Here is a 26,339-nt window from a genome sequence, read left to right on the forward strand (position 1 = left end):
GGATGGTCTTATATTAGTCTAAATGTCCGATACTTCGAAAAAAGGCCATTGGCAATTCCCACTGCCAGTTCTTTGATTAGATGCAAAATTAATGGCTTTTTTGAAACTTTTAGTAAAATCTTTAGATTTATTGTCTTTTGAATTGAAAACTAATTCAAATTTATTAGTTTTCTTTGCACCCTCATTCGTATGATATGAAAAGATATATAACAGGTATTATTACATTACTACTTTCAGTAACAGCACTTTCCGCTCAGGAAGGAATGAATTTGATGATTACTGGCAACGATACGACTCCTGCATTGACTAAGCGTGAATTGCGTAAACAAAAGGTAGCAAAACGAAACTTGCATTATAATATTTTGGGTGGTCCGAGTTATACTCCCGATTTTGGTGCAGTACTTGGTGGTAGCGCTCTGATGACTTTCCGCATGAATCCCAGTGACACTACACAGTTGCGTTCTGTAGTTCCCGTAGCCATCGCTTTCTTGTTCAATGGTGGCATCAACCTTTTTTCCAAGCCTCAACTCTTTTTTAAAGGTGACCGTTTCCGCATCTTCGGAAAATTTGCTTATAAAAACACGGAAGATAATTTCTACGGTCTGGGCTACAGTACAAACAAGAATTATGTTCGTAGCGACAGCACCAGCCAATACCGCTACAGTGGTATCCAGTTCAATCCCTGGTTCCTTTTCCGCTTAGGCAACAGCAACATATTTGCTGGACCACAGATAGACATCAACTATGACGATATAACAGAACCCGCCAAACATCTGGTAGACGAGCCATCCTACAAGGCAGCCGGAGGTACAGAGAAAGGTTACAAAAATTTCAATTCCGGACTTGGTTTTCTGCTGACTTATGACAGCCGTGACATTCCCTCCAATGCCTACTCGGGCATGTACCTCGATTTCCGTGGAATGATGTATACCAAATTTCTCGGGAGCGATAAAAACTTTTATCGCTTGGAGATAGACTATCGTCAATATAAGACTGTCGGGAAACGTAAGGTCATTGCCTGGACAGCACAAACTAAAAACGTGTTTGGAGATGTACCTTTGACACAATACATGCTTACTGGAACTCCTTTTGACCTGCGTGGTTATTATATGGGACAATATCGTGACAAATCTTCCCATGTGGTTATGGCGGAGTATCGCCAGATGATAAACACTGATAAGAGTACCTGGCTGAAGCGTATGCTAAACCATGTAGGTTTCGTAGCTTGGACAGGTTGCGGATTCATGGGGCCCACTCCCGGCAAGATAGAAGGTGTACTTCCCAACTACGGTGTCGGACTACGTATTGAAGTACAGCCCCGTATGAATGTCCGTCTTGATTTGGGTAAAAATACAGTCAACAACCAAACACTGTTTTATTTCAATATGACAGAAGCGTTTTGATAAATCTTCCCCCTTTTCTTGCATCAGTAAAAGATTATCCATACTTTTGAGCATTATTACTTGTTTACCTTAAACAACTTTATAATGAGAACCCTCGAGATAGTATTCTGGATAAGCCTTTTTATCGTATTCTACACTTATATAGGATATGGAATTGTATTATATATTCTGGTTAAGATAAAGGAAACTTTCCGTAAGCCGATCCACTACCCCATACCTCCTGATGAAGAGTTGCCTGAACTCACACTCTTTATTGCAGCTTACAACGAAGAAGACGTTGTAGACGAAAAAATGCAAAACTGCCTGGACTTAGACTACCCTACAGAGAAACTACAAATATTCTGGGTAACCGATGGCAGTAACGACCACACTAATGAACGCCTTTCACGCTGGCCTCAAGCCACCGTACTCCATCAGCCCCAACGGCAGGGAAAAACCGCTGCCCTCAACCGGGGAATGAAGTTTGTAAAAACGCCACTCGTCATATTCACTGATGCCAATACCCACTTGAACCGTGAAGCTCTGCGTGAAATCGTTCATGCTTTTACCAATCCTAAAGTAGGGTGTGTTGCCGGAGAAAAACGTATTGCCGTACAAAGCAAAGATAATGCAGCATCAGGTGGAGAAGGTATCTATTGGAAATATGAGTCGACTTTGAAAGCACTCGATTCACGTCTTTACTCAGCTGTAGGAGCCGCCGGAGAATTGTTCGCTGTACGCCGCGAATTATTCGAAGACATGAGAACGGATACCCTACTCGATGATTTCATCCTCTCCCTCCGCATAGCCATGCACGGTTATACCATTGCTTACTGTGCTACAGCTTACGCCACCGAAAGTGGTTCTGCCGATATGCAGGAAGAAGAAAAACGTAAAGTACGCATCGCAGCCGGAGGACTACAGTCTATCTGGCGATTACGTCCGTTACTGAACCCGTTCCGCTATGGCTGGCTTAATTTCCAATATGTATCCCATCGTGTTCTGCGATGGTCTATCACCCCTATCCTCCTGTTCCTGTTGCTGCCCCTCAATGTTATATTACTCTTTACTGGTAACTGTCCTCTATTCTACGCTATCATTCTGGGATTACAGGTTCTATTTTACCTGATGGGTATCTGGGGATACATCCTTTCAAGAAGACATATTAAAAACAAAATTCTCTTCATACCTTATTACTTCCTTTTTATGAACGTCAATGTAATAAGGGGATTCCGCTACCTAAGTAAACGTAAAGACAATAGCAGTGGAGCTTGGGAAAAATCACGAAGGGCGGGAAAATAAGGTACCTGTCCAATTATAAATCTAAATACACAAGAAGACATGAAAAGCATCCTGAAAGACACAAACAACTCCGAAAAACTATTGAACATGGTATCAGACACACTAATACTCATGGACAAAGACGGTGTATGTGTAGATATAGCTATCCATAATGTAGATTTATGGTTCATAAAAGAAAAAAGGCTACTTGGAAAGAATTTACTATCCCTGTTACCCTCCAATACCTACCGTGAGTTTTATCCGGAATTCAAGAAAGTCTTACTCCAGAAAACAAAATCAATCCGCAATTATGAACTCACATTGCGGGGTAGAAATTATTTCTTCAAATGTATCATGCAGCCCTATGGCGACCTAATATTATGTCAATATCGTGACATTACGGAACGCAGCCAACGCAAACTGGAACTGGAAAGAAAAAATCGGGAACTGTTTGAAATACAAAAGGCCGCGCTCATTGGCAGGTGGATATATAATGCCAACGCCAAGGAATTCAGCTATTCAGGTCAGACAGGTATCATGTGTACGGAAGCAGAACAAAGTATTCTCCTATCCGACTACCTGAATTTTATTCTTCCTGAAGATAGAGACAGTTTCAGCAACTGGCTCGTCCAAAATCTCAAAGGGAATATGGAAGAAAGCATAGACTATCGTATTTCCTTAGACAAAAAAGTCTTTTATATCCGCCTGAAAGCATTCACCCGCGAACGATACAAGGACGGCAATGTTACCCTGGAAGGATATATACAAAATATCACCGACATCCAGCAGAGACGCAATGACATCAATCTGCTGACACATGCCATCAACAATTCCACAGAAGACATCTTTGCAGCCCATGAAGATGGTACGTTGATATTTGCCAACCGCCAGTTCAAGCTGCACCACAACCTGAACAATACAGATGACATCACCCAACTAAAAATTTATGAAATCGACTCATATGTCCGGAATGAAGAAGAATGGAAAAAACTGGCTGTTTCCATCAAGAATGGAGAAAAGAAACTGTGTGTCACTATGTATAACCCTCTGCCACTCTACCCCGAAATACTGGCATACGAAAGTAATGCCTATTGTATCATCAGTGATGAAGGTGAAGGAACTATCTGGGCATTCGGCCGGGATATTTCCCAACGCATCAAACACGAACAGCAAATCAAACGCTTCAGCCAGATATTAGACAAAACCATAGAGTATTTGCCCGCAGGTATCGTCGTGAAAGATATAAAAAACAATTTTAAGTACTTATACCGCAACCGTGAATCATATAACCGTGAAATCACTATGCAGGAAGCTCTGGGAAAAGACGATTTCGACTTCTATCCTCTGGAAATAGCACAAGAAAAACGTCGCCAAGACATTGAGATAGCTGCTACAGGACAAGAAATGCACTGGATTACGGAAGAACGTGATGGTAACGGACAATCTCTTTTCCTTGACAAACGGAAGATGAAAATAGAAAGTAACGACTTCTCTCCCATCTTATTGAATATAGAATGGGACATCACCGACATGGAACTGATGAAACGTGAATTAATGGTTGCCAAAGAAAAAGCGGAAACTTCCGATCAGCTCAAATCGGCTTTCCTTGCCAATATGAGCCATGAAATACGTACGCCACTCAATGCCATTATAGGTTTCTCACGCATCATCGCCGAAAGTGAAAATACAGAGGAACGCAAAGAATATTACAACATAGTGGAAGCTAACAACGAACGCCTGCTGCAACTCATCAACGAAATACTGGATTTATCAAAGATAGAAGCCGGTATTGTTGAATTCAGCATTGCTCCCGTCCGCCTATATCCGCTTTGTAAAGAGATTCATGATGCCCATGTATTCCGTTGTCCTTCCGATGTTGAGTTAATATTTGAACCTTCGGATGAAGATATTCGCATCGATTCGGACAAGAATCGTATTTTCCAGGTTATATCAAACCTGATAGGAAATGCATTCAAGTTCACAACTCATGGAAGTATCAGTTATGGATACCACCAAGAAGGGGAAAATATCATTTTCCATGTAACTGATACAGGAACAGGCATTGCTCCCGAAAAGATAGGAAAAGTTTTCGAACGGTTTGTGAAAGCAAACAATTTTGCACAAGGTACAGGATTAGGGTTAGCAATTTGCAAGACCATCATTGAACGTCTGGGCGGAACAATCTCTGTAACTTCCGAACTGGAGAAAGGTACAACTTTCACCTTTAACCTGCCTGCAAAGATTGCCAACGAGGAAGAAAAAGAAATGCCTGAAACTGTACTTGAAGAGAGTGGGTCGACAACCAATGAACAAAAAGCAACAACTGAAAAGAATCAAGCTACACCTGAAAGTTCTCGAATGAAAACGATCCTGATAGCCGAAGATACCGACAGTAATTATATCCTGATCAAAGCCATCTTAGGAAAAGAATATCACCTGGAACGTGCCAAAGATGGTATGGAAGCCGTCAATATGTTTGTGGAATTAAATCCGGATATCATCCTGATGGATATGAAAATGCCGAACCTCGGCGGACTGGATGCAACAAGAATCATCCGTGAACTATCACCCGATATCCCCATCATTGCCCTGACTGCTTTTGCCTATGATCATGACCGTAAAGCAGCACTTGAAGTGGGGTGCAACGATTTCCTGACTAAACCTTTCACACAGGAGGTGCTAAAGGAGACAATAAAAAAGTGGATAAGGGAGAATTAATGATTAACGGTCAGTGTATCACTAACCGTTAATCATTAATTTAACTATGCAAAAATATCACTCCTCTGAATATAAGCAATCACATCGCCTTTATTCACGGTATCACCTTGCTTGGCACATATCTCTACGACACGTCCGGTAAATCCGGTCGGTATTTTTTCGTATTCTCCCCACGGGGTGGAAAGATAGCAGAACACTTCATCATGCTGGTATTTACGCCCGATGAACGGAGCAACAGAAGGACCTTCAACTGATACCTCCCACAGTACCTGTCCTTTATCCGGAGCAATTATCGGGTCAGCCTTAGCACGTTTCAGTTTTTTTATTTCTTCTTCTGAATATCCATTTTTCACCATGGCAGCATCCTTAGCGCGTTGTAACTCATCCTCAAAACGCTTCTTAGCAGTACCTGACTTATAGTCACGATACTGACGGTCGTGCATGGCTAACTCAAAGAGTTCTTCATCATCGTCACCATATTCCCAGTTGTTATCATCCATTTCCTTCCGGAACTCATCCAGTGCATCCGGATAATTCAACTGCGGATCTGTATCTACAAACTCATAACCTTTAGACTTTGCGAGTTCTACAATCTCAGGATCCAGTTCACCTGGCAGGCGTCCGCTCTTACCCAAAATCATATCCCAGGTATGATTATCTATCATCGTCCAGCGCTCCTCGCCTTTCACCAGTTGCATAACGTTCATCAACGCAACATTCTTCACATACTGGCTGAAAGGTGTCACCAGTGGGGGATAACCTAATTTAGGCCATACATATTCCACTTCGTCGAAAAGCATCACCAGTAAATCATCGATACTAAGTTCAGGTTCGTTTTTCCCTCTCAGTATCATATTTATTCCTGAATGTACCCCCTTCAGATCCGCCATCATAGAACCCATCATACCACCGGGAAGTCCACATTTCAGCAACAAAGAGGACATATGTTTATTCGTAGGATCCATGAAATAACCCAGGAAATCATCTATAAATTCCTGCGTCATGGCACGCGCTTTCATATAGGCTTTCATATTGATATCCGGTACCTGGAAACCCAGATCTTTCAACATAGCCTGCACCGAAATTACATCCGGATGTACTTTACCCCAGGACATCGGTTCCATAGCTACATCAATGATATCAGCTCCATTCTCACAGACTTCAAGAATAGATGCCATCGACAGGCCCGGCCCACTATGACCATGATATTGAATGATCACTTCCGGATGCCTCTCTTTAATTGTTTTCGTCAATCGCCCCAGCATACCCGGACGACCGATACCTGCCATGTCTTTCAGACAGATTTCGGGTGCTCCGGCTTCGATCAGCTGATCAGCAACATGAGCGTAATACTCCACTGTATGTACAGGCGAATGCGTGATACACAGCGTAGCTTGCGGTATCATACCTGCTTCCAATGCATATTTTATAGATGGAATGATATTGCGCGTTTCATTCAATCCACAGAAAATACGAGTGATATCCACTCCCTGTGCATGCTTCACATGATACATCAAACGACGAACATCGGCAGGTACCGGATACATACGCAGAGCATTCAGACCACGATCCAGCATATGTGTCTGTATACCTGCTTCATTGAAAGGTTTAGTAAAAGCACGTACGGCCTTGTTGGGGTTTTCGCCATACAACAGATTCACTTGCTCAAAAGCCCCTCCGTTAGTTTCCACACGGGCAAAACACCCCATTTCGATAATCAAGGGGGCGATACGTACCAATTGGTCTACACGAGGTTGATATTTACCGGAAGATTGCCACATGTCACGGTAAACAAGACTGAATTTAATTTCTTTTTTCATCGCAGTCGGTAGTTAGCGGTTTAACATATATGGATTAGTAAGTTAACTTAATAAGTACAAATATAGGGGTTTATTCTGACATATAGTCAAAAACAAGAGCTAAATATTTATTATAAAAGTTATGTTTTATATCATATTGAAAGCAGAATTTCATTTCTTCACAATTCAAGCAGTCTTCACCAATGCGTACACATAAATATACCCAGGGCACTGCCCTGGGCTATTCGGTTAAAGCCATATAGGCTTAATTTACAGAATCACACTGTAAGAGGCTCATAGTCAAGCTCGCAGCCTAACCTGTAGTTTTTAAACAAAGTCTTTCAATTCTTGTTGTAGCCGCTGGCGGGTAAAGAATATGCGGCTTTTGACAGTTCCTAAAGGCAATCCGAGCCGATCGGCTATTTCACGATACTTGAAACCGGAAACGTGCATGGAGAAGGGGACTTTATAATCACGAGGTAATGAATTGACAATGCGGTGCATCTCTTTCAAATCATAAGTTCCTTCAGCGCTTGCAAAACCGGAGTTTTGCGGCAGGTTTAAATGATAAAGGTTATCTGTCTGATCCACGAAAGTTTGTTCGCGAACAATTCTGCGGTAATTATTAATAAAGATATTCCGCATAATGGTGTACATCCACCCTTTGAAATTTGTATCGGGCATGTACTTGTCTTCGTTATCCAACGCTTTGAGTGAGGTTTCCTGCAATAAATCATTCGCCTCCTCTTTATCGGCTGTCAACTTATATGCAAAGCGAAGCAGTTCTTCTTGCACACTAATCAAATCCTTCCTAAAACTGTAGGTATTCATACTTTGCTCTTTTAAATAGTTAATAATTATTTTAAATTCACGATTGCAAGTATAGGGAAGTTTCAAGTTTCCGAGGGGTCGAGTTTTGTTTTTATTTAGGGCAAAAACTATCAAATGGCAGTTTTCACCCCCATTTTGAGAGTTTTCTGGCGGTCTTTTTAAAAAAAGCGTATCTTTTTCCGAAGATTTCGTAAAGTGTTTGTGATTTTTTTATAGTTTTGCCTACATATAGCAAAAACACTTTATTTAAAAACACTTTATTTTATGAGACGAATTATTAATTCCATTATTCTTCTGGCTATCATGGCTATCGCTCTGCCGTCATACGGTCAAGGGCTGAAAGCATTCAAGCTGAAGAATGGCCTTTCCGTATATATATGGGAAGACAACACCAAATCGGATGTATATGGTATTGTGGCCTGCCGAACAGGCTCAGTGAACGATCCGGCAGAATATACCGGACTGGCACACTACCTGGAGCACGTAATGTTTAAGGGTACCGACAAGATCGGGGCTCTGGACTGGGCTACCGAAAAGCCGCTTTATGATAAAATCATTGCCAAGTACGATGAAATGGCGGATGAAGCCGATCCCGTAAAGAAAGAAGCCATTGCTAAAGAAATCAATGAATTGACAGTAGAAGCCGCTAAAGTAAGTGTATCTACCGAATTCATGAATCTGATAGAAAGTATGGGTGGAAAAGGATTGAATGCCGGAACAAGTTTCGATGTGACTTATTATCACAACTCATTCCCTCCTTACCAAATCAATAAATGGTTGGAAATCTACTCACAACGTATGATTAATCCAGTATTCCGTACTTTCCAGACCGAGCTGGAAAGTGTATATGAGGAATATAACATGTACCAAGACAATCCAAGCAGCGTACAGCAAGAGTTCATCTCAAGCAAGGCATACGAAGGACATCCCTACGCACGCCCTATTATCGGATTGCCGGAACACCTGAAAAACCCACGTTTGAGTAAGTTGATCGACTATTATAACGATTGGTACACTCCGGAAAACATGGTGCTCATCCTCGTTGGTAACGTAGATGCTAAACAAATCAGCGGACGTATCAACGCTACTTTCGGACGCCTGCAAGCTAAACCGACTCCCGAACGTAAAACTTATCCCGACCTTGAAATCAAAGGCCGTAAGCAATATAATGCAAAGATCGGTTATTATCCCAATGTATGCCTCGTATATAAAGGCGTACCTTCCGGACATCCCGATGAAAAGCCTTTGGATATCGCTATGTCTCTGTTGAGCAATAACAGCAACACCGGTACACTGGACAAGCTGACCATTGACGGTGAATTGACACAAGGATTTGCTTATTCAGACAGTCGTCGCGAACAAGGCCGTAATATCGTGCGTTGCATCCCTTTGTACGACGAAAACCAACGTCGCTTCGAATCAAATAAGAGTGCTGAAAAGAAAGCTCTGAAAGCTATTGAGAAAGTAGCTAACGGTGAATTTGAAGAATGGCAAATCAATTCTATTAAGAACAATATGTGTCGTGATTTCGACCGCAGAATGGAGTCTAACACTTACAAAGCACATATGTTGATGGATGCTTTCATCAGTGAAGAAGACCTGGGACAAGTTCTCAACTACAAAGATGAAGTAATGGCTATCACAACAGAAGATATCAAACGTGTTGCCAAGCAATACCTGACAAATGATTATCTTGCCATTTACATCGAAAAAGGAAAACTCGATAAGAGTACCAAAATTAAGAAACCGGGATATAAACCTATCGAACCTCCTGTAGGAAAACAATCACTGTATGCTACGCAATTCAAGAACATGCCAATCGGACAAGTAGATGAGAAGTTCATCAACTTCGCTGACGTACAAAGCAAACAATTGAACGACCGCTCTAAGATGTACTATACACAGAATCCGGAAAATAATGTATTCAGCTTAACACTGCGTTACGGTGTTGGTGAGCGCGAATTCCGCAAACTGGGTATCGCAGCAGACCTGATGAATAATGCAGGTATCATGGGTGCTTACGAGCCACAACAATTGAAAGAAGAGCTTGGTAAACTGAATGCTACTTGTGAAGTAAGTGCTAACAGCAACTATCTCTACATCACCATGGAAGGTTATGAAGAAACTTTGCCGCAAGCTTGCCAGCTCCTCGCCCGTCAGATTCTGATGCCGAAACTGGACGAAAAGCAGCTGAGCCGTATCAAAGGTTCCATGTTGGGTAGCCGTCAGCAACGCAAGGAAAACGTAAACGCTTTGTCCAGCGCACTTATGCAGTATATGATTTACCAGGATAAATCATCCTACATCGACGAACTGACAGACAAGGAAGTTTATGAATTACAGATTTCCGAGTTGACAGGTGACATCAACCGCGCAGCCAACTATGAAGCAGAAATCTTCTATTGCGGAACAATGCCTTTCGACAATGCTTATGAAGTTCTCAGCAAAAACCTGCCACTGGTTGCCAACGAAAAACCGACCACTTCACCGCAGGACAAACCTATGGCTACCGTAACGGAGAACACTGTTTACTTCCTGCCGAACTCTGATGCTGAACAGGCTCAAATCTACTTCTTCATGCCAATGGAGAAATTCGACAAGAAAGATGACGTGATTCGCGATGCATTCAATCAATACTTCTCTGGTGGTTTCAATGGATTGGTATTGGATGAAATCCGTGGAAAACGTTCTATGGCTTATTCAGCCGGAGCATATATCGGTACACCTTCATTGCCTGGCAACCCGACTTATCTGTTCGGTAACATCGGTACACAGAATGATAAAGCCAACGATGCATTGGATGTATTCATGGGGTTGATTACAGACATGCCAAAGAATGCTGACCGTATAGACAACATCAAGAGCTACATGCGCCAGGAGATGCTGACTACACATCCTTCTTTCCGTAACAAAGCCGAGTATATGAGATCATTGCAACGTGTAGGCTATAACGATGATCCTACCAAAGAGAATCTGCCTAAGGTTGATGCCCTGACTTTCGATGATATCGTAAAGTTCTACGAAGAAAATGTCAAAGGTAAACCATACTGTATCGGTATCATGGGTAACCCGAAAGATATCGACGTGAAGAAGCTGGAGAAATACGGCAAAGTAGTGAAACTGAATGAAAGAAAATTGTTCAACACGAAAGACGCAATGTTCTAACAAGAATCTCCTTTAATTAAAAAGAGGTTGTGTCAAAACTCTGGCACAACCTTTTTTATGCACAAAGCCCGGATTTTCCCAAGCCCAGGCTTTGTTATTACCCAAAGTTTATGTAACTTTAGGCATCATTTTTTTCGTTATGGCAAAGTTACATTTTCGTCCTTACATTCCCAACCAAACCGTTCTTTTTCCACAAAGAATTGATGAAAACATAGCTGCGGACGACCCTGTCCGCATAGTCAATGCAGTTGTTGATAATCTCAATCTTGATAATTTCAAGAAGCTTTATAAAGAAACGGGGCGCTCAGCTTATCATCCTAAAATGATGCTCAAGGTAATTATCTACGCTTACATGAATAATATCTATTCCTGTCGTAAAATAGAGAAGCTTCTTTTGCGTGACATTCATTATATCTGGCTTGCCGGTCATGAGCATCCGGATTTCATCACCATCAACCGTTTCCGTAACCGTGTAAAGGAGGAGATAAACAACGTTTTCACGCAGTTGGTTCTTGTCCTTGCCGATAAGGGTTTCATCAGTCTTGACGTGGAGTATATCGACGGTACCAAGATTGAGTCCAAAGCCAACAAATATACTTTTGTCTGGCGCAAGAGTGTTGAAAAGCACCGCACGAAGTTGCTGGACAAGATTCGTATCCTTCTGGAACAGGTGGACGAAGCCATTGCACAAGAGAACTCCGTAAAAGACACACCCGCCCAATTCACTCCCGCCATGCTCTCTGACATAGTGGATGAACTTAAAGAAGTCCTAGAACACCAGCCTGCGACAAAGGATAAGGAACAAAAGAAAGCCCTGCGCGAAAAGAAGAAACAGGTCAGGGAACTTGAAGGGTATCGTGACAAGCTGATGGAATACGACAATCACCTTGAAGTCCTTGGAGAACGTAATTCCTATTCCAAGACCGATCCTGATGCTACATTCATGCGTATGAAAGAAGACGCCATGAAGAACGGGCAGACCAAGCCCGGGTATAATTTACAAACAGGTACTGAAAACCAATTCATCATAGACTTCCGGCTGTTTCCCAACCCCACCGATACGCTGACCCTGATCCCTTTCTTCCACTCCTTCCAGCACCGCTATAACCGCTTACCGGGTATCGGTGTGGCAGACTCCGGTTACGGCTCGGAAGAAAATTACCGGTTCATGCAGGAAAACGGGATAGAGGCCTTTGTCAAGTACAACTACTTCCATAAAGAGCAGCGTCCCCGTTATACTCCCAACCCGTTCCATGCGGAAAGTCTCCATTACAATGCGGGGGAGGATTATTACGTTTGTCCGATGGGGCAGCGCATGAACCGTATAGGGACCAGACGTGACAAAACTGCAAGCGGATACATCACCGAAAGTGCACGTTATAAAGCACAAAATTGCGAGGGTTGTCCTTTGCGTGGCAGTTGCTTTAAAGCCCAGGGAAATCGTATTATAGAAGTCAATCACCGGTTAAACCAATACAAACGGCAGGCACGGGAAATATTGCTCTCAGAGGAAGGTATCAAGCATAGAGGCAGGAGGTGTATAGAACCGGAAGCTGTGTTTGGACAAATGAAATACAACATGGCATACCGCCGGTTCAGACATAAAGGAGAAGACAAGGTTACGATGGACTTTGCTTTCTTTGCTATAGCTTTTAATATCAAAAAAATGTGCGCTAAACTACTAAAAGCAGGAAAGGGAGGGACTGCACGCATTATATGTATTCTTATCAGAACAATTATGACGCAATATACGAGGAATATAGCCGCGTATTACCAAATTAGTGAAAAAAGAGTCGCATAGAGAAAAAAACATTTAAATATAAAAAAAGGAGATGTGCCTTAGTTTTGACACATCTCCTTTTCTTTTTCCATTCGCTTTTACAATTATTCAGTTTGTTCTTGGAACAAAATCTTTAATCCTTGTCTTTATCTTCTACTTCTGCCGCACTTCCCGAGAGAATAGGCAGACAGATATTATACTTCACAGCCAGAATACGTGTGACGAATACTGAAATACCGCCTGCCACCTGACATCCATATGAATGTATCCCGATAAGATCGCACATCCAGTAAACCGTACCGCCTACTACACACGCCATAGCATAAATCTCTTTTCGGAAAATCAGTGGAATTTCATTGATAAACACATCACGAATCACACCACCTGCAGCACCTGTAATACTACCCATAATGATAGCTACCCAGAACGGATATCCCAGTGCAATGCTTTTTCCCACACCGACTACTGTAAACAGTGCCAAACCAATGCTGTCGAATATAAAGAAAGTGTTATGCAAATGAATCAGATGTTTTCCAAAAAGAATCACCCACAGCAATGCCAATCCTGTACAAATCAAATAGATAGGATCTGTCATCCAGCCCGGAGTGACCCCCAACAGCACATCACGTATCGTACCGCCACCAATGGCAGTTACAAAACCTACCACGTACGCCCCGAACCAGTCGAACCGCTTTGCCGAAGCCAGCCTAATGCCACTGATGGCAAAAGCAAACGTACCTATAAAGTCGAGTATTTGAACAAATGTTGGCATAATAATCAATGATAAACGTTAAATGTTTAATGATTTATAATTGCTATTCATTAAATTTATTGGCAAAGTAACAAATAATTTCCCTAAGAAAACGTATTTTTGTCTCATCAATTTATATATAATGAAAATAACAATCGTATCGGGTGCACGCCCCAACTTCATGAAAATAGCTCCTATCACCCGGGCTATTAAAGCCGCACAGGAAGCTGGAAAGAAAATTTCATACCGTCTTATTTATACTGGACGGCAAGACGATACCAGTCTGGATGCCTCTCTGTTCTCTGATCTGGACATGAAGAAACCCGATGGTTATCTTGGAGTCAGCGGACATGACCAATCGGAAGTGACAGCTGCCATCATGCTTGCCTTCGAAAAGGAATTGAACACACATCCCGCCCAGGTAGTTCTTGTTGTAGATGACCTTACGGCCACCATGAGTTGTTCTATCGTTGCCAAGAAGCGCGGGCTGAAAGTCGCACACCTCATTGCCGGTACCCGTTCGTTCGATATGAATATGCCTCGCGAAGTGAACCGTACCATTGTAGACGCCATTTCCGACTATCTGTTTACCGCAGGTATGGTGGCTAACCGCAACCTGAATCAGGAAGGCATGATTCCCGAATACATCCACTATGTAGGTAATATTCTAATAGATACCGTCCGCTATAACCGTCACCGCCTGTTGCAACCCGTATGGTTCTCTACCATGGGCTTGAAAGGACACGGCTATCTATTACTCACTCTCAATCGTCACGAGTTGCTGAACAAAAAGAATGTGCTTAAATCTCTGATACAAACATTAGTGGATAAATCCGGAGGTATGCCCATCATTGCTCCGCTGCACCCATACGTGCAGAAAGCCATCAAAGTGCTGGAAATACCTGCACCCAACCTACACATTCTACCGCCTCAAAGTTACCTGCACTTCGGATATCTTATCAACCATGCCAAAGGTATCATCACAGATTCCGGCAACATTGCAGAAGAAGCTACTTTCCTTGATGTTCCCTGCATCACGCTCAACTCTTATGCCGAACATCCCGAAACTTGGCGTGTAGGTACTAATGAATTAGTGAACGAAGACCCCGTTGCATTTGCCGCCGTACTTGAAACGTTGATGCATGGCGAATGGAAACATACTACGTTACCTGACCGTTGGGACGGACGTACAGCGGAACGTATTGTGCAAACGTTGATTAATGGAGAATTAAAGTAACCTGATTGTTATATCCCATTTTCGTTAAAGCCTGTTGTCGCCATTGGAGCGCTTCAGGCATCAAAGGAGTATGATACAATTTACGGAGAGCTATAACTTGTGCTTCTTGTCCATCAGCAATTGTACACACTTCCTCAAAGCCTGGATCCGGAATCATCATCGAATTCACTAGACAATGTCCATGCCCTTTCATCAAAGAATATATCAACTTCAGTTTGATTCCTGTATTCTGGAAAGTCAGCAGTAAATGAATATGTGCAAAGACTATCAGAGAGTTCATTTCTTCCTGCAAAGGATTTGCGACAAGAGATACATTCGGAATTCTGGAAATTTTCTCCCGTAAATGCTTATCAGGATTTTTACCGGCAATAACCACCCGCATATTTATATCCAACTTAGGCAGCAAGTTGTCCAGAATATAATTAATCACTCGAACATTCTCAAGAACAGACAGATTTCCATGATATAGTATATACTTCTCATTCTCCGGACTTACATCCGTCACAGTTTCTACACTAATGTTATCAAAGAAACAAGGCAGACAATAAGTCGACACAAAAGGATATTTCTGAGTGAAATAAAGAGCATCCGTATTGGTAATAGCCAATATTTTATCAGCATACAGCAATACCCGTTCATAATGTTTCAATTTCCAAGCTTCCAAATAATAATAACATTTCTCGTACCAAGAAACACACGACTTCCCCAAAAAGTAATAATAATCATGCTCTACATTATGCATCCTCACCCATTTCTGTCTGTCTCTCAATAAAGGATTTGAGAGGAAATAACAGGTGTGCAGTCCTTCAAACAGAATTGGGGAATCATCCTCACACAAACGTTCCAGTAATAACTTACTTCTCCTACTGTAAACAATATAAGGACGAAAAGAAAACATAGAGCACCAACCTGTAAAGCGTTCATAATAATAGACGGCATCAACCACCTTAAGCAAATCAGGTTGCTCAGCCACCTCATACCTATATGTATGCAAAACAACCGAGCAGCCAGCTTCTTTCAGAGCCTTCAGTTTATAATACACATCTATCAACCCTCCATAATCAGGAGGGAACGGCACTTGAAAACTAACAACATGAAGTTTCATATATTACTCTTATAGTTAAGCTGTGACAAGATTTATTCATCCCTGCAAAGGTAACATAAAATCTAAAAAACAGCATCTTTTCCTTTACCTTGATATAAAAGAAGAGCGCATATAAACATTCCTCTTATTTCTTTAGATTATATTTACTTCTTATTTAATGGTAATTTGCTACCTTTGCAGCCTCATACTGACTTAAATATGAAACAACAATATACAACTATCATCCTTTTTCTGCTGTCACTATTTGTTGCACATAGTGCATCCGCACAGATAAAAGGTGTCGTTACCGACTCCCTAACCAACGAACCATTAATGTACATCACCGTTCAATACGAGGGGAAAGGTGTAGGTGCTATCACCAATGCCGAAGGAGAATATACAGTAGAAACCCGCAAAGGTTGGAATGAGCTTACATTCTCCGCCATCGGATATGTGACCAAGAAAGTCACACTAACTCCTAACACCAAAGTGCTGAACGTGAAGATGGCACCTGCCGACGTCATGCTCTCTGAAGTAGTGGTAAAACCTCAAAAAGAGAAATATTCCCGGAAAAACAACCCTGCCGTGGATTTCATGAGAAAAGTCATCGAAAATAAAAAAGGGCTGAAACTGGAAGCCAATGACTTCTATCAGTACCAGAAATATGAAAAGATGAAGATGTCCATGAACGACGTCACTCCAGAGAAGATGGAGAAAGGTATCTATAAAAAATTCTCATTCTTCAAGGACCAGGTAGAAATATCGCCCAAGACCAACAAGATGATTCTCCCTATTTCCATCAAAGAGACGTCTTCAAAAACCATCTATCGTAAAAGTCCCAAAAGCGAAAAGACTATTATCGAAGGTATGAATTCCAGCGGTATTGAAGAGTTCTTCAACACTGGAGATATGCTGGGAACCATTCTGACCGATGTATTCTCTGACGTCAATATCTATGATGACGACATCCGCCTGTTGCAACGCCGTTTCGTCAGCCCTATCGGACGAGGCGCTATCAGTTTTTATAAGTTCTATCTTATGGATACTATTATGGTGGACCGCCAGGAGTGTGTACACCTTACTTTCGTTCCACAGAACTCGCAGGACTTTGGTTTTACAGGACATCTCTATGTCGTGAAAGACTCCACCTATGCAGTGAAGAAATGTACCATGAACCTCCCTAAAAAGACTGGAGTCAACTTCGTGGACAATCTTGATATTGTGCAGCAGTTTGAACAGATGCCGGATGGCAACTGGGTACTGACAGATGACGACATGACTGTAGAATTACAATTCGTGAAAGGTTTGCAAGGACTTGAAGTACAACGTACTACCAAGTACAGTAACTACAAATTTGAAGATATAGAGCCCCGTCTTTTCCGCCTGAAAGGTAATGTCATCAAGGAAGCCAACATGCTTAACAAGAGCGATGAATACTGGGCTTCAGTACGCCAGGTTCCCCTCACCAAAAAGGAGAGTAACATGGACGTATTCATGAATCGCATTGAACAGATTCCAGGCTTCAAGTATGTTATCTTCGGTGCAAAAGCCCTGATAGAGAACTTTGTAGAAACAGGAAGCAAAAAGCACCCCAGCAAGTTCGACTTCGGTCCTATCAATACCAGTATCACAAGTAATTATGTAAACGGTACACGTTTCCGCCTCAGTGGTATGACTACCGGTAACTTCGACCCACACTGGAGTTTCAGCGGATATGGTGCTTATGGTACAAAAGATAAGAAATGGTTCTATAAAGGTCAGGCAGCCTACTCATTTAATAAGCGTGAGTATGTGTTATGGGAATTCCCAAAACATTATATCGCTTTCGATTACAGCTACGATGTCATGTCTCCGATGGACAAATACCTCTCAACAGATAAGGACAATATGTTTGTAGGCTGGAAGTGGACAAAGGTAGACCAAATGTCATATATGCGTGATGCTACCCTGACGTATGAGTTGGAAACGAATGCCGGTTTCTCCATCAAAGCTATGGCACGCCACCGCAATGACGAACCTGCCGGCGGTGTATTGCAATATTGGAAGAACGACGGCAACATAGCTGGTTCATGGGATGACACAAATACATTCGTCAAAGATATCACTACAACCGAGCTTGGCGTTACCCTACGTTATGCTCCGGGGGAAACATTTGTCAATACGAAGCAACGTCGTGTTCCGGTGTCTCTGGATGCCCCGATCTTCTCTCTTTCCCATACCATTGGTCTGAAAGGTGTGCTGGGTGGCGAATATAACTTCAATCTTACTGAAGCCAGTATCCGCAAACGTTTCTGGTTTGGCTCCTGGGGTAAACTAGACATCACCGCCCGTGCCGGTGCCCAATGGAATACAGTACCGTTCCCTTTACTGAACCTGCCCATGGCAAACCTTTCATATATCACCCAGCACAATGAGTCTTTCAGCATTATCAACAATATGGAATTCCTGAATGACCGTTATGCCTCTCTTGCCATCACTTATGATATGAACGGGAAGCTATTCAATCGTATTCCCCTCATTAAAAAGCTGAAATGGCGCGAAACTTTCCGTATCCGTGGCATGTACGGAACACTTACGGATAAGAATAACCCATATAAGAGCCACAATGACGAATTGTTCCTCTTCCCTATGCGCGACGGTATGCCTACCAGCCATGTAATGGGTAGTACTCCTTATCTGGAAGCCAGCGTAGGTATCTACAACATTTTCAAACTGTTGCATATCGAATATGTACGCCGCCTCACTTACACGGATATTCCAGGTGTAAAGAAAGGAGGCATACGCTTTATGATATTAATGATATTCTAAATAATGATGAATTATAAATTCATGAATTAGACTACGCTATAGTTACCGCATGGTCATTCATAATTTATAATTCTTAATTCATAATTAAATCACATGACTCCCTTAGCAGAAAGGCTTCGTCCTAAAACTTTAGATGAGTACATCGGTCAGAAACATTTAGTAGGACCAGGTGCAATACTACGTAAGATGATTGATGCGGGACGTATCTCTTCATTTATTTTGTGGGGACCTCCGGGTGTAGGAAAAACCACACTGGCACAGATCATTGCCAATAAACTGGAAACTCCATTCTATACATTGAGTGCCGTTACCAGTGGTGTGAAAGATGTACGCGAAGTGATAGAACGCGCCAAGAGCAACCGCTTCTTCTCACAAGGCAGCCCCATACTGTTTATTGATGAAATCCACCGTTTCAGTAAATCGCAACAAGATTCTTTGCTTGGTGCAGTGGAACAAGGTACAGTGACATTGATAGGTGCCACTACAGAAAATCCCTCTTTTGAGGTAATCCGCCCACTGCTGTCACGATGCCAACTCTATGTACTGAAGTCTTTGGAGAAAGAAGACCTCATGGAATTACTGCAACGTGCCGTCACCACCGACCATATTCTGAAAGAGCGTAAAATCGAACTGAAAGAAACGACTGCCATGCTCCGCTATAGTGGTGGAGATGCGCGTAAACTGCTTAATATTCTGGACCTTGTAGTTTCTTCCGAAGCCAATGATCCGGTGGTCATTACTGATGAGATAGTTACCGAACGTCTGCAACAAAATCCTCTGGCTTACGATAAGGATGGAGAAATGCATTATGATATCATATCTGCTTTCATTAAGTCTATTCGTGGTAGTGATCCCGATGGTGCCGTATATTGGCTCGCCCGTATGGTAGAAGCTGGGGAAGATCCTGCCTTTATTGCCCGCCGACTCGTTATTTCCGCATCGGAAGACATCGGACTGGCAAATCCAAATGCTATGCTGATTGCCAATGCCTGTTTTGATGCTGTAATGAAAGTGGGCTGGCCCGAAGGACGTATTCCACTAGCAGAGGCTACTATTTATCTTGCTACAAGCCCGAAGAGTAATTCCGCCTACATAGCCATCAACAATGCTTTGGAACTTGTACGGGAAACGGGCAATCTACCCGTTCCGTTGCATCTGCGTAATGCACCTACCAAATTAATGAAACAATTAGGTTACGGAGACAATTATAAGTATTCTCATGACTATCCAGGTCATTTCGTGAAACAGCAATTCATGCCCGATGAACTGAAAAAACGTCGCCTTTGGGAAGCACAAGACAATGCTGCCGAGCAGAAACATGCAGAACGCATGAAAGCATTATGGGGCGAGGATAAATTTAAGAAATAATCCTTACTTAATATATCCCATACTACTTCTTCCAACAAACACACCGACCACAACAAAATATACCATTATAAGCATAATCCTAAATCTTTTCCCTAAATTTGCGTACTCACTTTAAACATAAACAGAATGAGAACTGTAGTATTAGACGGTTACACCGCAAATCCCGGTGATCTTTGCTGGGACAAATTGAAAGAGTTTGGCGAATGCGTAATTTATGACCGTACCGCCCCCGCTGAAGTACTGGAACGTGCTGCCGGTGCAGAAGCCCTCCTCACCAATAAAGTAGTGATCAACAGCGAAATGATGGCTGCCCTGCCCGATCTGAAATATATCGGCGTGCTGGCTACAGGCTACAACGTAGTAGACATAGCTGCCGCACGTGAACGAGGTATCATTGTCACCAACATTCCTGCATATAGCACTCCCTCCGTAGGACAAATGGTATTTGCCCACATACTGAATATCACTCAGCAAGTACGCCATTACTCTGAAGAGGTCAGCAGAGGAGACTGGAGCAAGAACCCTGACTTTTGCTTCTACAATACCCCACTTATTGAATTGCTCGGCAAGAAGATAGGAATCATCGGTCTGGGACAGACTGGATATAACACTGCCCGTATAGCCATTGGCTTCGGAATGAAGGTATGGGCCTATACTTCTAAATCGCGTCTGCAACTCCCACCCGAAATCAGAAAAGCAGATCTCGACCAATTATTCCACGAATGTGACATCGTCAGCCTGCACTGTCCGCTGAACGACAGTACTCGCGAAATGGTCAATGCCAGCCGTCTCTCTTTAATGAAACCTACCTCCATCATTATCAATACCGGGCGTGGGCCACTCATTAATGAACAAGATCTCGCCAATGCCTTGAACACCGGACAAATATATGCCGCCGGACTGGATGTTCTTTCCGAAGAACCACCTCGTTCAGACAATCCGTTATTGACTGCACGAAATTGTTTCATCACCCCACACATTGCCTGGGCCAACTTTGAAGCACGCCAGAGACTGATACATATAGCAGTTAGTAACCTGAAAGCATACGCGGAAGGGAAACCGATAAATATTATAAAATAACATTCCTTTTAATAAACATGGGAAAATCAGAAATTCACAGTCTCTTCCGTAGTATTCCGGTGATCCTGACAATCATTCTGGCTACTGTTACTATTATCTCCGCCTTTTCCGGGAACTTTGATCCTGCTAATTCCAAATATATGCCTGTGTTGGGATTAGCTCTTCCAGTATTGCTGATATGCAATCTACTGGTTGCTATCTGTTGGGCATTTGCCCGCAGTCGCTGGATCCTCATCCCTTTTGCGGCATTGGCTTTCAACTACGGTTATATACTTTCCGTTTTTCAATTCAATTTCACAAAAAAAATCCCTGAAGGACATTACAGTAGTAACTATGCCGATGGATATTTGAAAGTAGCCACTTATAATGTCGGCAATTTTGGAACTGAGATTACTGGCTACTCCTGCAAAGAGATTGCCCGCTACATGAAACAGCAAGAAGTAGATGTACTCTGCTTCCAGGAATTCGGCGACAATCAGCACTTTCCGATGGACAGCATCCGCAATGTATTTTCCCACTGGCGATATGCCCTGATACCCACTGAAGACTCCATCAGCGGAGTGCTCCCTATCGCCATATTCAGCCGTTACCCACTCATCAATCCCCGGTTTATTTCTTATCCGCAAAGTGCCAACTGCAGCATGCAGTGCGACATCATATTAGGAAGAGACACTGTCCGTCTGCTCAACAACCACTTGCAGACTACCAGTGTCAATCAAAACCGTCGGAAATGGGAACGCGGTCTTAACAATACAAATGACACCCGTCGTGAAGTGGAAGTTGTACAAGGTGCTATCAACACTTTACACGACAACTTTGTGAAGCGTGCCGAACAGACTGACAGTATCCGCCAGTTGGCCCTTGCCAGTCCTTACTCCGTAGTGGTGTGCGGTGACTTCAACTCTTTGCCGTCTTCCTACACCTATGCGGAATTAAGTGATATACTTAAAGACGGGTTCCGCACCAGTGGACGGGGTTACATGTATACCTTCCGCTACTTCAAACGTTTGTTGCGTATCGACTATATTTTCCATTCACCCGCCATTCAGGGATACCGTTACTACTCGCCTGATCTGGACTTATGCAGTGACCACAACCCGGTACTGATGGAAATGAAAATAAAGAAATAAATCTAAATCATTCATCTAAAACATTTGCTTATGAAAAGACAACTACTCCTATTTATTCATTTATTACCTGCATTGCTGTTTGCACAGCAAGAAGTTATCTTCCCTGATGATTTTAAAACGAACGCTTTAGATGGGAAAGAAGTGGCTATTACTAATACACTGACGCTGACAAACAATTACAGCTATGCCTACGGTTCAATCACTCTTTCTGAGGGTCCGCTATGGACTCCCACAGAAAAGAATCTACCCGGTGTAGAGATGTTCAATCAAAAGAATAAAGAGAATCAAGATAATCAGATCACTGTAAAGCAAGGAGTTTACTCATTCACTGATGCAAATGGTACCTGTCGCATCGGACAGACCGTAGCAAAACTGACTGGAACCGCCAGTTACAGTAATGGAAAATACACCATTACGCTAACAAAAAAACCGGAGTTTCAAGGTAATGAACGTCCCACAATCTGTAACATTGAAGAAGATTATAATCTGAAAGTTGTTAGTTTTAATGTCGAGAACTACAAAGGAGTTAATGACGTACAACGAACCAAGATAGTAGCTGCACTGAAAGCTATGGATGCCGATATCTATGCCCTACTTGAAGTTTTCGGAAACTCTTCTCTGAACGATCTCTGCACTGCATTGAACACCGCCTGTCAAACAAACCAATATAAATACATTGAGAATTCAACAGCTAATCAAGGCATGGCCTGCTTCATTTATAACAGTAATACAGTAATTCCTTTCAAAGAACTTCAAAAAAACAGATTGGCAGACAACGGATATCTACCAGACCGAAAGATAGCACAGGCTTTTGATCTCAAGGCTAATAATGAGCGTTTCATCGTTTGCTTAAATCACTGGAAAGCAAAAGATAATAGCTATAATAAACCAGATGAATATGCCGATACAGGCGATGGTCAAGGTAGCCACGTTCTGCGCCGTGTACACGAAGCTGAAGCTACTCTTGAATTTATCAAAACTGTTACTGCCTATTTTGAAGACGAAGATGTCCTCGTAGTTGGCGACTTAAACTCATACTCCAAAGAAGACCCCATCCGGGTATTAGAAGAAGGCAAGTTAATAAACGAACTTCAAAAATATGCGCCTAATGAATACAGCTATGCCTTTTTTAGCAACAATAGCTACGCAACTGGTTATTTAGACCATAGTTTTGCTACTGCTACATTGGATGCTCAAATATGTTATGCTCATCCTTTTCATATCAATGCCGATGAGCCTGGCGTACTTAAAATTATTGGAGGTAAACCGCAGAAAGATAATATGTACCGCTGCTCCGACCATAATCCCATCGTTACCTTCATAAAGCTGGGCACTACTACAGGTATTGAATCCCCTACCCTTTCGCACCCTGATATTGAGTTGATTGGTGATCCACGCAGTGGTTACCTTACTTTGGTGAGTAATACCGACTTTGTACTCATCCGTGCCGAAATTGTCAATATTGGCGGACAAATCATTGCTGCATATGATACCAACAACGCCGGAAATACGGAAAAGCACTTCACACTGCCTGTCAAAAACCTTGCGAGTGGCTTCTATCTAGTACGTGCCTACGATGCACAAAACAGATGCACGACATATAAGGTAGTACTTCCCTAAAACTTGACTAAGTGCCCGCAGCACAAACTTAGAAAGCGGCCATATCTTTTATGCCATACTTTATCCTTCCATATGCCACAATTGTACTCGCATCTATGCCATTTATAGTAACGAGATGTGGCATATGGAAGGATAAAGCACAACATAAAAGATACCTATAACAACAACGATATCCACCGCAAATATGAGTATAAAAAATGGATTACCCTAAAACTCGGATGTAGGATGTCGATATTTGAATCCAGAGATCAAGTCGATAAAGCGAAGAAAAGAATACCCATACCTTAAAGTGAAGGGGAAAAGTAATAGAGGTAAGAGAAAAATATGAGGTTGTGTCAAAACTCTGGCACAACCTTTTTTATGCACAAAGCCCAGACTTTCGCAAGCCCGGGCTTTGCTATTACCCAAAGTTTTTGTATCTTTAGGCATAAAGTATTTCGTTATGGCAAAGTTACATTTTCGTCCTTACATTCCCAATCAAACCGTTCTTTTTCCTCAAAGAATTGATGAAAACATTGCGTCGAACGACCCGGTTCGCATAGTTAACACAGTTGTTGATACTCTCCATCTTGAAGGTTTCAATAAACTTTATAAAGAAACCGGCCGCTGTCCTTATCATCCTAAAATGATGCTTAAGGTAATTATCTACGCCTACATGAATAATATCTATTCGTGCCGTAAAATAGAGAAGCTTCTCTTGCGTGACATTCATTATATCTGGCTTGCCGGTAATGAGCATCCGGATTTTATCACCATCAATCGTTTTCGTAACCGTGTAAAGGAGGAGATAAATAATGTATTCACCCAGTTAGTTCTTGTCCTTGCCGACAAAGGTTTCATCAGTCTTGAGGTGGAGTATATCGACGGCACTAAGATTGAATCCAAAGCCAACAAATATACTTTTGTCTGGCGCAAGAGTGTTGAAAAGCACCGCACGAAGTTGCTGGACAAGATTCGTATCCTTCTGGAACAGGTGGACGAAGCCATTGCACAAGAGAACTCCGTAAAAGACACACCCGCCCAATTCACTCCCGCCATGCTCTCTGACATAGTGGATGAACTTAAAGAAGTCCTAGAACACCAGCCTGCGACAAAGGATAAGGAACAAAAGAAAGCCCTGCGCGAAAAGAAGAAACAGCTCAAGGAACTTGAAGGGTATCGTGACAAGCTGATGGAATACGACAATCATCTTGACACTCTTGGAGAACGTAATTCCTATTCCAAGACTGATCCTGATGCCACATTCATGCGTATGAAAGAAGACGCCATGAAGAACGGGCAGACCAAGCCCGGATATAATTTGCAAATAGGTACTGAAAACCAATTTCTCATAGACTTCCGACTGTTTCCCAACCCTACCGATACACTGACGCTCATTCCTTTCTTCCACTCCTTCCAACATCGCTATAACCGCTTACCCGCTGTCGGGGTGGCAGACTCCGGTTACGGCTCAGAAGAAAATTACCGGTTCATGCAGGAGAACGGGATAGAAGCCTTTGTCAAGTATAACTTCTTCCATAAAGAACAGCGTCCCCGTTATACTCCCAATCCGTTCCATGCGGAAAGTCTCCATTACAATACAGAAGAGGATTATTACGTTTGCCCTATGGGGCAGCGCATGAACCGTATAGGGACCAGACGTGACAAAACTGCAAGCGGATACATCACCGAAAGTGCACGTTATAAAGCACAAAATTGCGAGGGTTGTCCTTTGCGTGGCAGTTGCTTTAAAGCCCAGGGAAATCGTATTATAGAAGTCAATCACCGGTTAAACCAATACAAACGGCAGGCACGGGAAAAATTGCTCTCAGAGGAAGGTATCAAGCATAGAGGCAGGAGGTGTATAGAACCGGAAGCTGTGTTTGGACAAATGAAATACAACATGGCATACCGCCGGTTCAGACATAAAGGAGAAGACAAGGTTACGATGGACTTTGCTTTCTTTGCTATAGCTTTTAATATCAAAAAAATGTGCGCTAAACTACTAAAAGCAGGAAAGGGAGGGACTGCACGCATTATATGTATTCTTATCAGAACAATTATGACGCAATATACGAGGAATATAGCCGCGTATTACCAAATTAGTGAAAAAAGAGTCGCATAGAGAAAAAAAACATTTAAATATAAAAAAAGGAGATGTGCCTTAGTTTTGACACATCTCCATATTTTATTAAATCTGTTAGCACATCATCCAAATTATCGAGCTACTGGACCTGCTGTTTTTTCATATTTTCCAGTCTCTTCATTATACATGAATGACATAGCATAATTGCCATCACCACGGCCAGAATATATCTTATAGACT

At 42.3% G+C, this 26,339-nt stretch carries 16 protein-coding genes; 12 read left to right on the forward strand and 4 right to left on the reverse strand.

The window, feature by feature from the left end:
- Positions 1 to 194 precede the first annotated feature (194 nt).
- From BACINT_RS12025 to BACINT_RS12035, 3 genes are all read left to right on the forward strand, one after another.
- Complete coding sequence (locus BACINT_RS12025; protein WP_007663378.1) at positions 195 to 1,403, forward strand: BamA/TamA family outer membrane protein; 1,209 nt, start codon at positions 195 to 197, stop codon at positions 1,401 to 1,403.
- A gap of 84 nt (positions 1,404 to 1,487) precedes the next feature.
- On the forward strand, positions 1,488 to 2,684 hold the full coding sequence (locus BACINT_RS12030) for a glycosyltransferase family 2 protein (protein WP_007663381.1): 1,197 nt from the start codon (positions 1,488 to 1,490) through the stop codon (positions 2,682 to 2,684).
- A 39-nt stretch (positions 2,685 to 2,723) separates the two neighbouring features.
- A complete protein-coding gene (locus BACINT_RS12035; protein ID WP_007663383.1) occupies positions 2,724 to 5,381 on the forward strand; it encodes a PAS domain-containing hybrid sensor histidine kinase/response regulator in 2,658 nt (885 codons plus the stop codon).
- 44 nt (positions 5,382 to 5,425) lie between these two features.
- Here the strand turns inward: BACINT_RS12035 and BACINT_RS12040 are convergent, their stop codons facing one another.
- Positions 5,426 to 7,201: a biotin/lipoyl-binding protein gene (locus tag BACINT_RS12040; RefSeq protein ID WP_007663384.1), complete on the reverse strand. Its 1,776-nt coding sequence runs from the start codon at positions 7,199 to 7,201 to the stop codon at positions 5,426 to 5,428.
- Between the two features lie 306 nt (positions 7,202 to 7,507).
- Positions 7,508 to 8,011 (reverse strand): RNA polymerase sigma factor, encoded by a 504-nt coding sequence (locus BACINT_RS12045; RefSeq protein ID WP_021967203.1) that lies wholly within the window; start codon positions 8,009 to 8,011, stop codon positions 7,508 to 7,510.
- Positions 8,012 to 8,275: 264 nt separating this feature from the next.
- Between BACINT_RS12045 and BACINT_RS12050 the strand changes: the two genes are divergently transcribed.
- Both BACINT_RS12050 and BACINT_RS12055 read left to right on the forward strand, forming a co-directional pair.
- Positions 8,276 to 11,176 carry a M16 family metallopeptidase gene (locus BACINT_RS12050; RefSeq protein WP_007663388.1) on the forward strand — a complete coding sequence of 967 codons (2,901 nt, stop codon included), beginning with the start codon at positions 8,276 to 8,278 and terminating at the stop codon, positions 11,174 to 11,176.
- 139 nt (positions 11,177 to 11,315) lie between these two features.
- Positions 11,316 to 12,977, forward strand: coding sequence for an IS1182 family transposase (locus tag BACINT_RS12055; RefSeq protein ID WP_007663389.1), 1,662 nt, complete (start codon positions 11,316 to 11,318; stop codon positions 12,975 to 12,977).
- A gap of 112 nt (positions 12,978 to 13,089) precedes the next feature.
- On the opposite strand, the gene BACINT_RS12060 is transcribed toward BACINT_RS12055, so the two are convergent.
- The gene (locus tag BACINT_RS12060) at positions 13,090 to 13,728 is read right to left on the reverse strand and encodes a trimeric intracellular cation channel family protein (protein WP_007663390.1); all 639 of its coding nucleotides are present in this window, start codon (positions 13,726 to 13,728) and stop codon (positions 13,090 to 13,092) included.
- Between the two features lie 121 nt (positions 13,729 to 13,849).
- Between BACINT_RS12060 and BACINT_RS12065 the strand changes: the two genes are divergently transcribed.
- Positions 13,850 to 14,944, forward strand: coding sequence for a UDP-N-acetyl glucosamine 2-epimerase (locus tag BACINT_RS12065; RefSeq protein ID WP_007663391.1), 1,095 nt, complete (start codon positions 13,850 to 13,852; stop codon positions 14,942 to 14,944).
- On the opposite strand, the gene BACINT_RS12070 is transcribed toward BACINT_RS12065, so the two are convergent.
- A complete protein-coding gene (locus BACINT_RS12070) occupies positions 14,925 to 16,049 on the reverse strand; it encodes a glycosyltransferase family protein (protein WP_007663392.1) in 1,125 nt (374 codons plus the stop codon). The two genes, BACINT_RS12065 and BACINT_RS12070, sit on opposite strands and share 20 nt — an antisense overlap.
- Before the next feature lie 198 nt (positions 16,050 to 16,247).
- Here BACINT_RS12070 and BACINT_RS12075 point away from each other — a divergent pair, with 198 nt between their 5' ends.
- The 6 genes from BACINT_RS12075 to BACINT_RS12100 all read left to right on the forward strand — a co-directional run bounded on the left by BACINT_RS12075 (position 16,248) and on the right by BACINT_RS12100 (position 26,138).
- On the forward strand, positions 16,248 to 18,836 hold the full coding sequence (locus BACINT_RS12075; protein ID WP_007663400.1) for a DUF5686 and carboxypeptidase-like regulatory domain-containing protein: 2,589 nt from the start codon (positions 16,248 to 16,250) through the stop codon (positions 18,834 to 18,836).
- 93 nt (positions 18,837 to 18,929) lie between these two features.
- Positions 18,930 to 20,204, forward strand: coding sequence for a replication-associated recombination protein A (locus tag BACINT_RS12080; RefSeq protein ID WP_007663402.1), 1,275 nt, complete (start codon positions 18,930 to 18,932; stop codon positions 20,202 to 20,204).
- Positions 20,205 to 20,330: 126 nt separating this feature from the next.
- Positions 20,331 to 21,284 carry a D-2-hydroxyacid dehydrogenase gene (locus BACINT_RS12085; protein ID WP_007663404.1) on the forward strand — a complete coding sequence of 318 codons (954 nt, stop codon included), beginning with the start codon at positions 20,331 to 20,333 and terminating at the stop codon, positions 21,282 to 21,284.
- Between the two features lie 17 nt (positions 21,285 to 21,301).
- Positions 21,302 to 22,414 (forward strand): endonuclease/exonuclease/phosphatase family protein, encoded by a 1,113-nt coding sequence (locus BACINT_RS12090; RefSeq protein ID WP_007663406.1) that lies wholly within the window; start codon positions 21,302 to 21,304, stop codon positions 22,412 to 22,414.
- 30 nt (positions 22,415 to 22,444) lie between these two features.
- Entirely contained in the window at positions 22,445 to 24,034 is a 1,590-nt protein-coding gene (locus BACINT_RS12095) for an endonuclease/exonuclease/phosphatase family protein (RefSeq protein WP_007663407.1), read from the forward strand.
- A gap of 442 nt (positions 24,035 to 24,476) precedes the next feature.
- A complete protein-coding gene (locus tag BACINT_RS12100; RefSeq protein ID WP_007663408.1) occupies positions 24,477 to 26,138 on the forward strand; it encodes an IS1182 family transposase in 1,662 nt (553 codons plus the stop codon).
- Positions 26,139 to 26,339: the final 201 nt, after the last annotated feature.

The organism is Bacteroides intestinalis DSM 17393, assembly GCF_000172175.1.
GTDB classification, from domain to species: domain Bacteria; phylum Bacteroidota; class Bacteroidia; order Bacteroidales; family Bacteroidaceae; genus Bacteroides; species Bacteroides intestinalis.

Excerpts from the sequence above, each read along its gene's own strand:
- BACINT_RS12025 (WP_007663378.1), top strand. The coding sequence starts at position 195 with ATGAAAAGATATATAACAGGTATTATTACATTACTACTTTCAGTAACA.
- BACINT_RS12030 (WP_007663381.1), top strand. The coding sequence starts at position 1,488 with ATGAGAACCCTCGAGATAGTATTCTGGATAAGCCTTTTTATCGTATTC.
- BACINT_RS12035 (WP_007663383.1), top strand. The coding sequence starts at position 2,724 with ATGAAAAGCATCCTGAAAGACACAAACAACTCCGAAAAACTATTGAAC.
- BACINT_RS12040 (WP_007663384.1), bottom strand. The coding sequence starts at position 7,201 with ATGAAAAAAGAAATTAAATTCAGTCTTGTTTACCGTGACATGTGGCAA.
- BACINT_RS12045 (WP_021967203.1), bottom strand. The coding sequence starts at position 8,011 with ATGAATACCTACAGTTTTAGGAAGGATTTGATTAGTGTGCAAGAAGAA.
- BACINT_RS12050 (WP_007663388.1), top strand. The coding sequence starts at position 8,276 with ATGAGACGAATTATTAATTCCATTATTCTTCTGGCTATCATGGCTATC.
- BACINT_RS12055 (WP_007663389.1), top strand. The coding sequence starts at position 11,316 with ATGGCAAAGTTACATTTTCGTCCTTACATTCCCAACCAAACCGTTCTT.
- BACINT_RS12060 (WP_007663390.1), bottom strand. The coding sequence starts at position 13,728 with ATGCCAACATTTGTTCAAATACTCGACTTTATAGGTACGTTTGCTTTT.
- BACINT_RS12065 (WP_007663391.1), top strand. The coding sequence starts at position 13,850 with ATGAAAATAACAATCGTATCGGGTGCACGCCCCAACTTCATGAAAATA.
- BACINT_RS12070 (WP_007663392.1), bottom strand. The coding sequence starts at position 16,049 with ATGAAACTTCATGTTGTTAGTTTTCAAGTGCCGTTCCCTCCTGATTAT.
- BACINT_RS12075 (WP_007663400.1), top strand. The coding sequence starts at position 16,248 with ATGAAACAACAATATACAACTATCATCCTTTTTCTGCTGTCACTATTT.
- BACINT_RS12080 (WP_007663402.1), top strand. The coding sequence starts at position 18,930 with ATGACTCCCTTAGCAGAAAGGCTTCGTCCTAAAACTTTAGATGAGTAC.
- BACINT_RS12085 (WP_007663404.1), top strand. The coding sequence starts at position 20,331 with ATGAGAACTGTAGTATTAGACGGTTACACCGCAAATCCCGGTGATCTT.
- BACINT_RS12090 (WP_007663406.1), top strand. The coding sequence starts at position 21,302 with ATGGGAAAATCAGAAATTCACAGTCTCTTCCGTAGTATTCCGGTGATC.
- BACINT_RS12095 (WP_007663407.1), top strand. The coding sequence starts at position 22,445 with ATGAAAAGACAACTACTCCTATTTATTCATTTATTACCTGCATTGCTG.
- BACINT_RS12100 (WP_007663408.1), top strand. The coding sequence starts at position 24,477 with ATGGCAAAGTTACATTTTCGTCCTTACATTCCCAATCAAACCGTTCTT.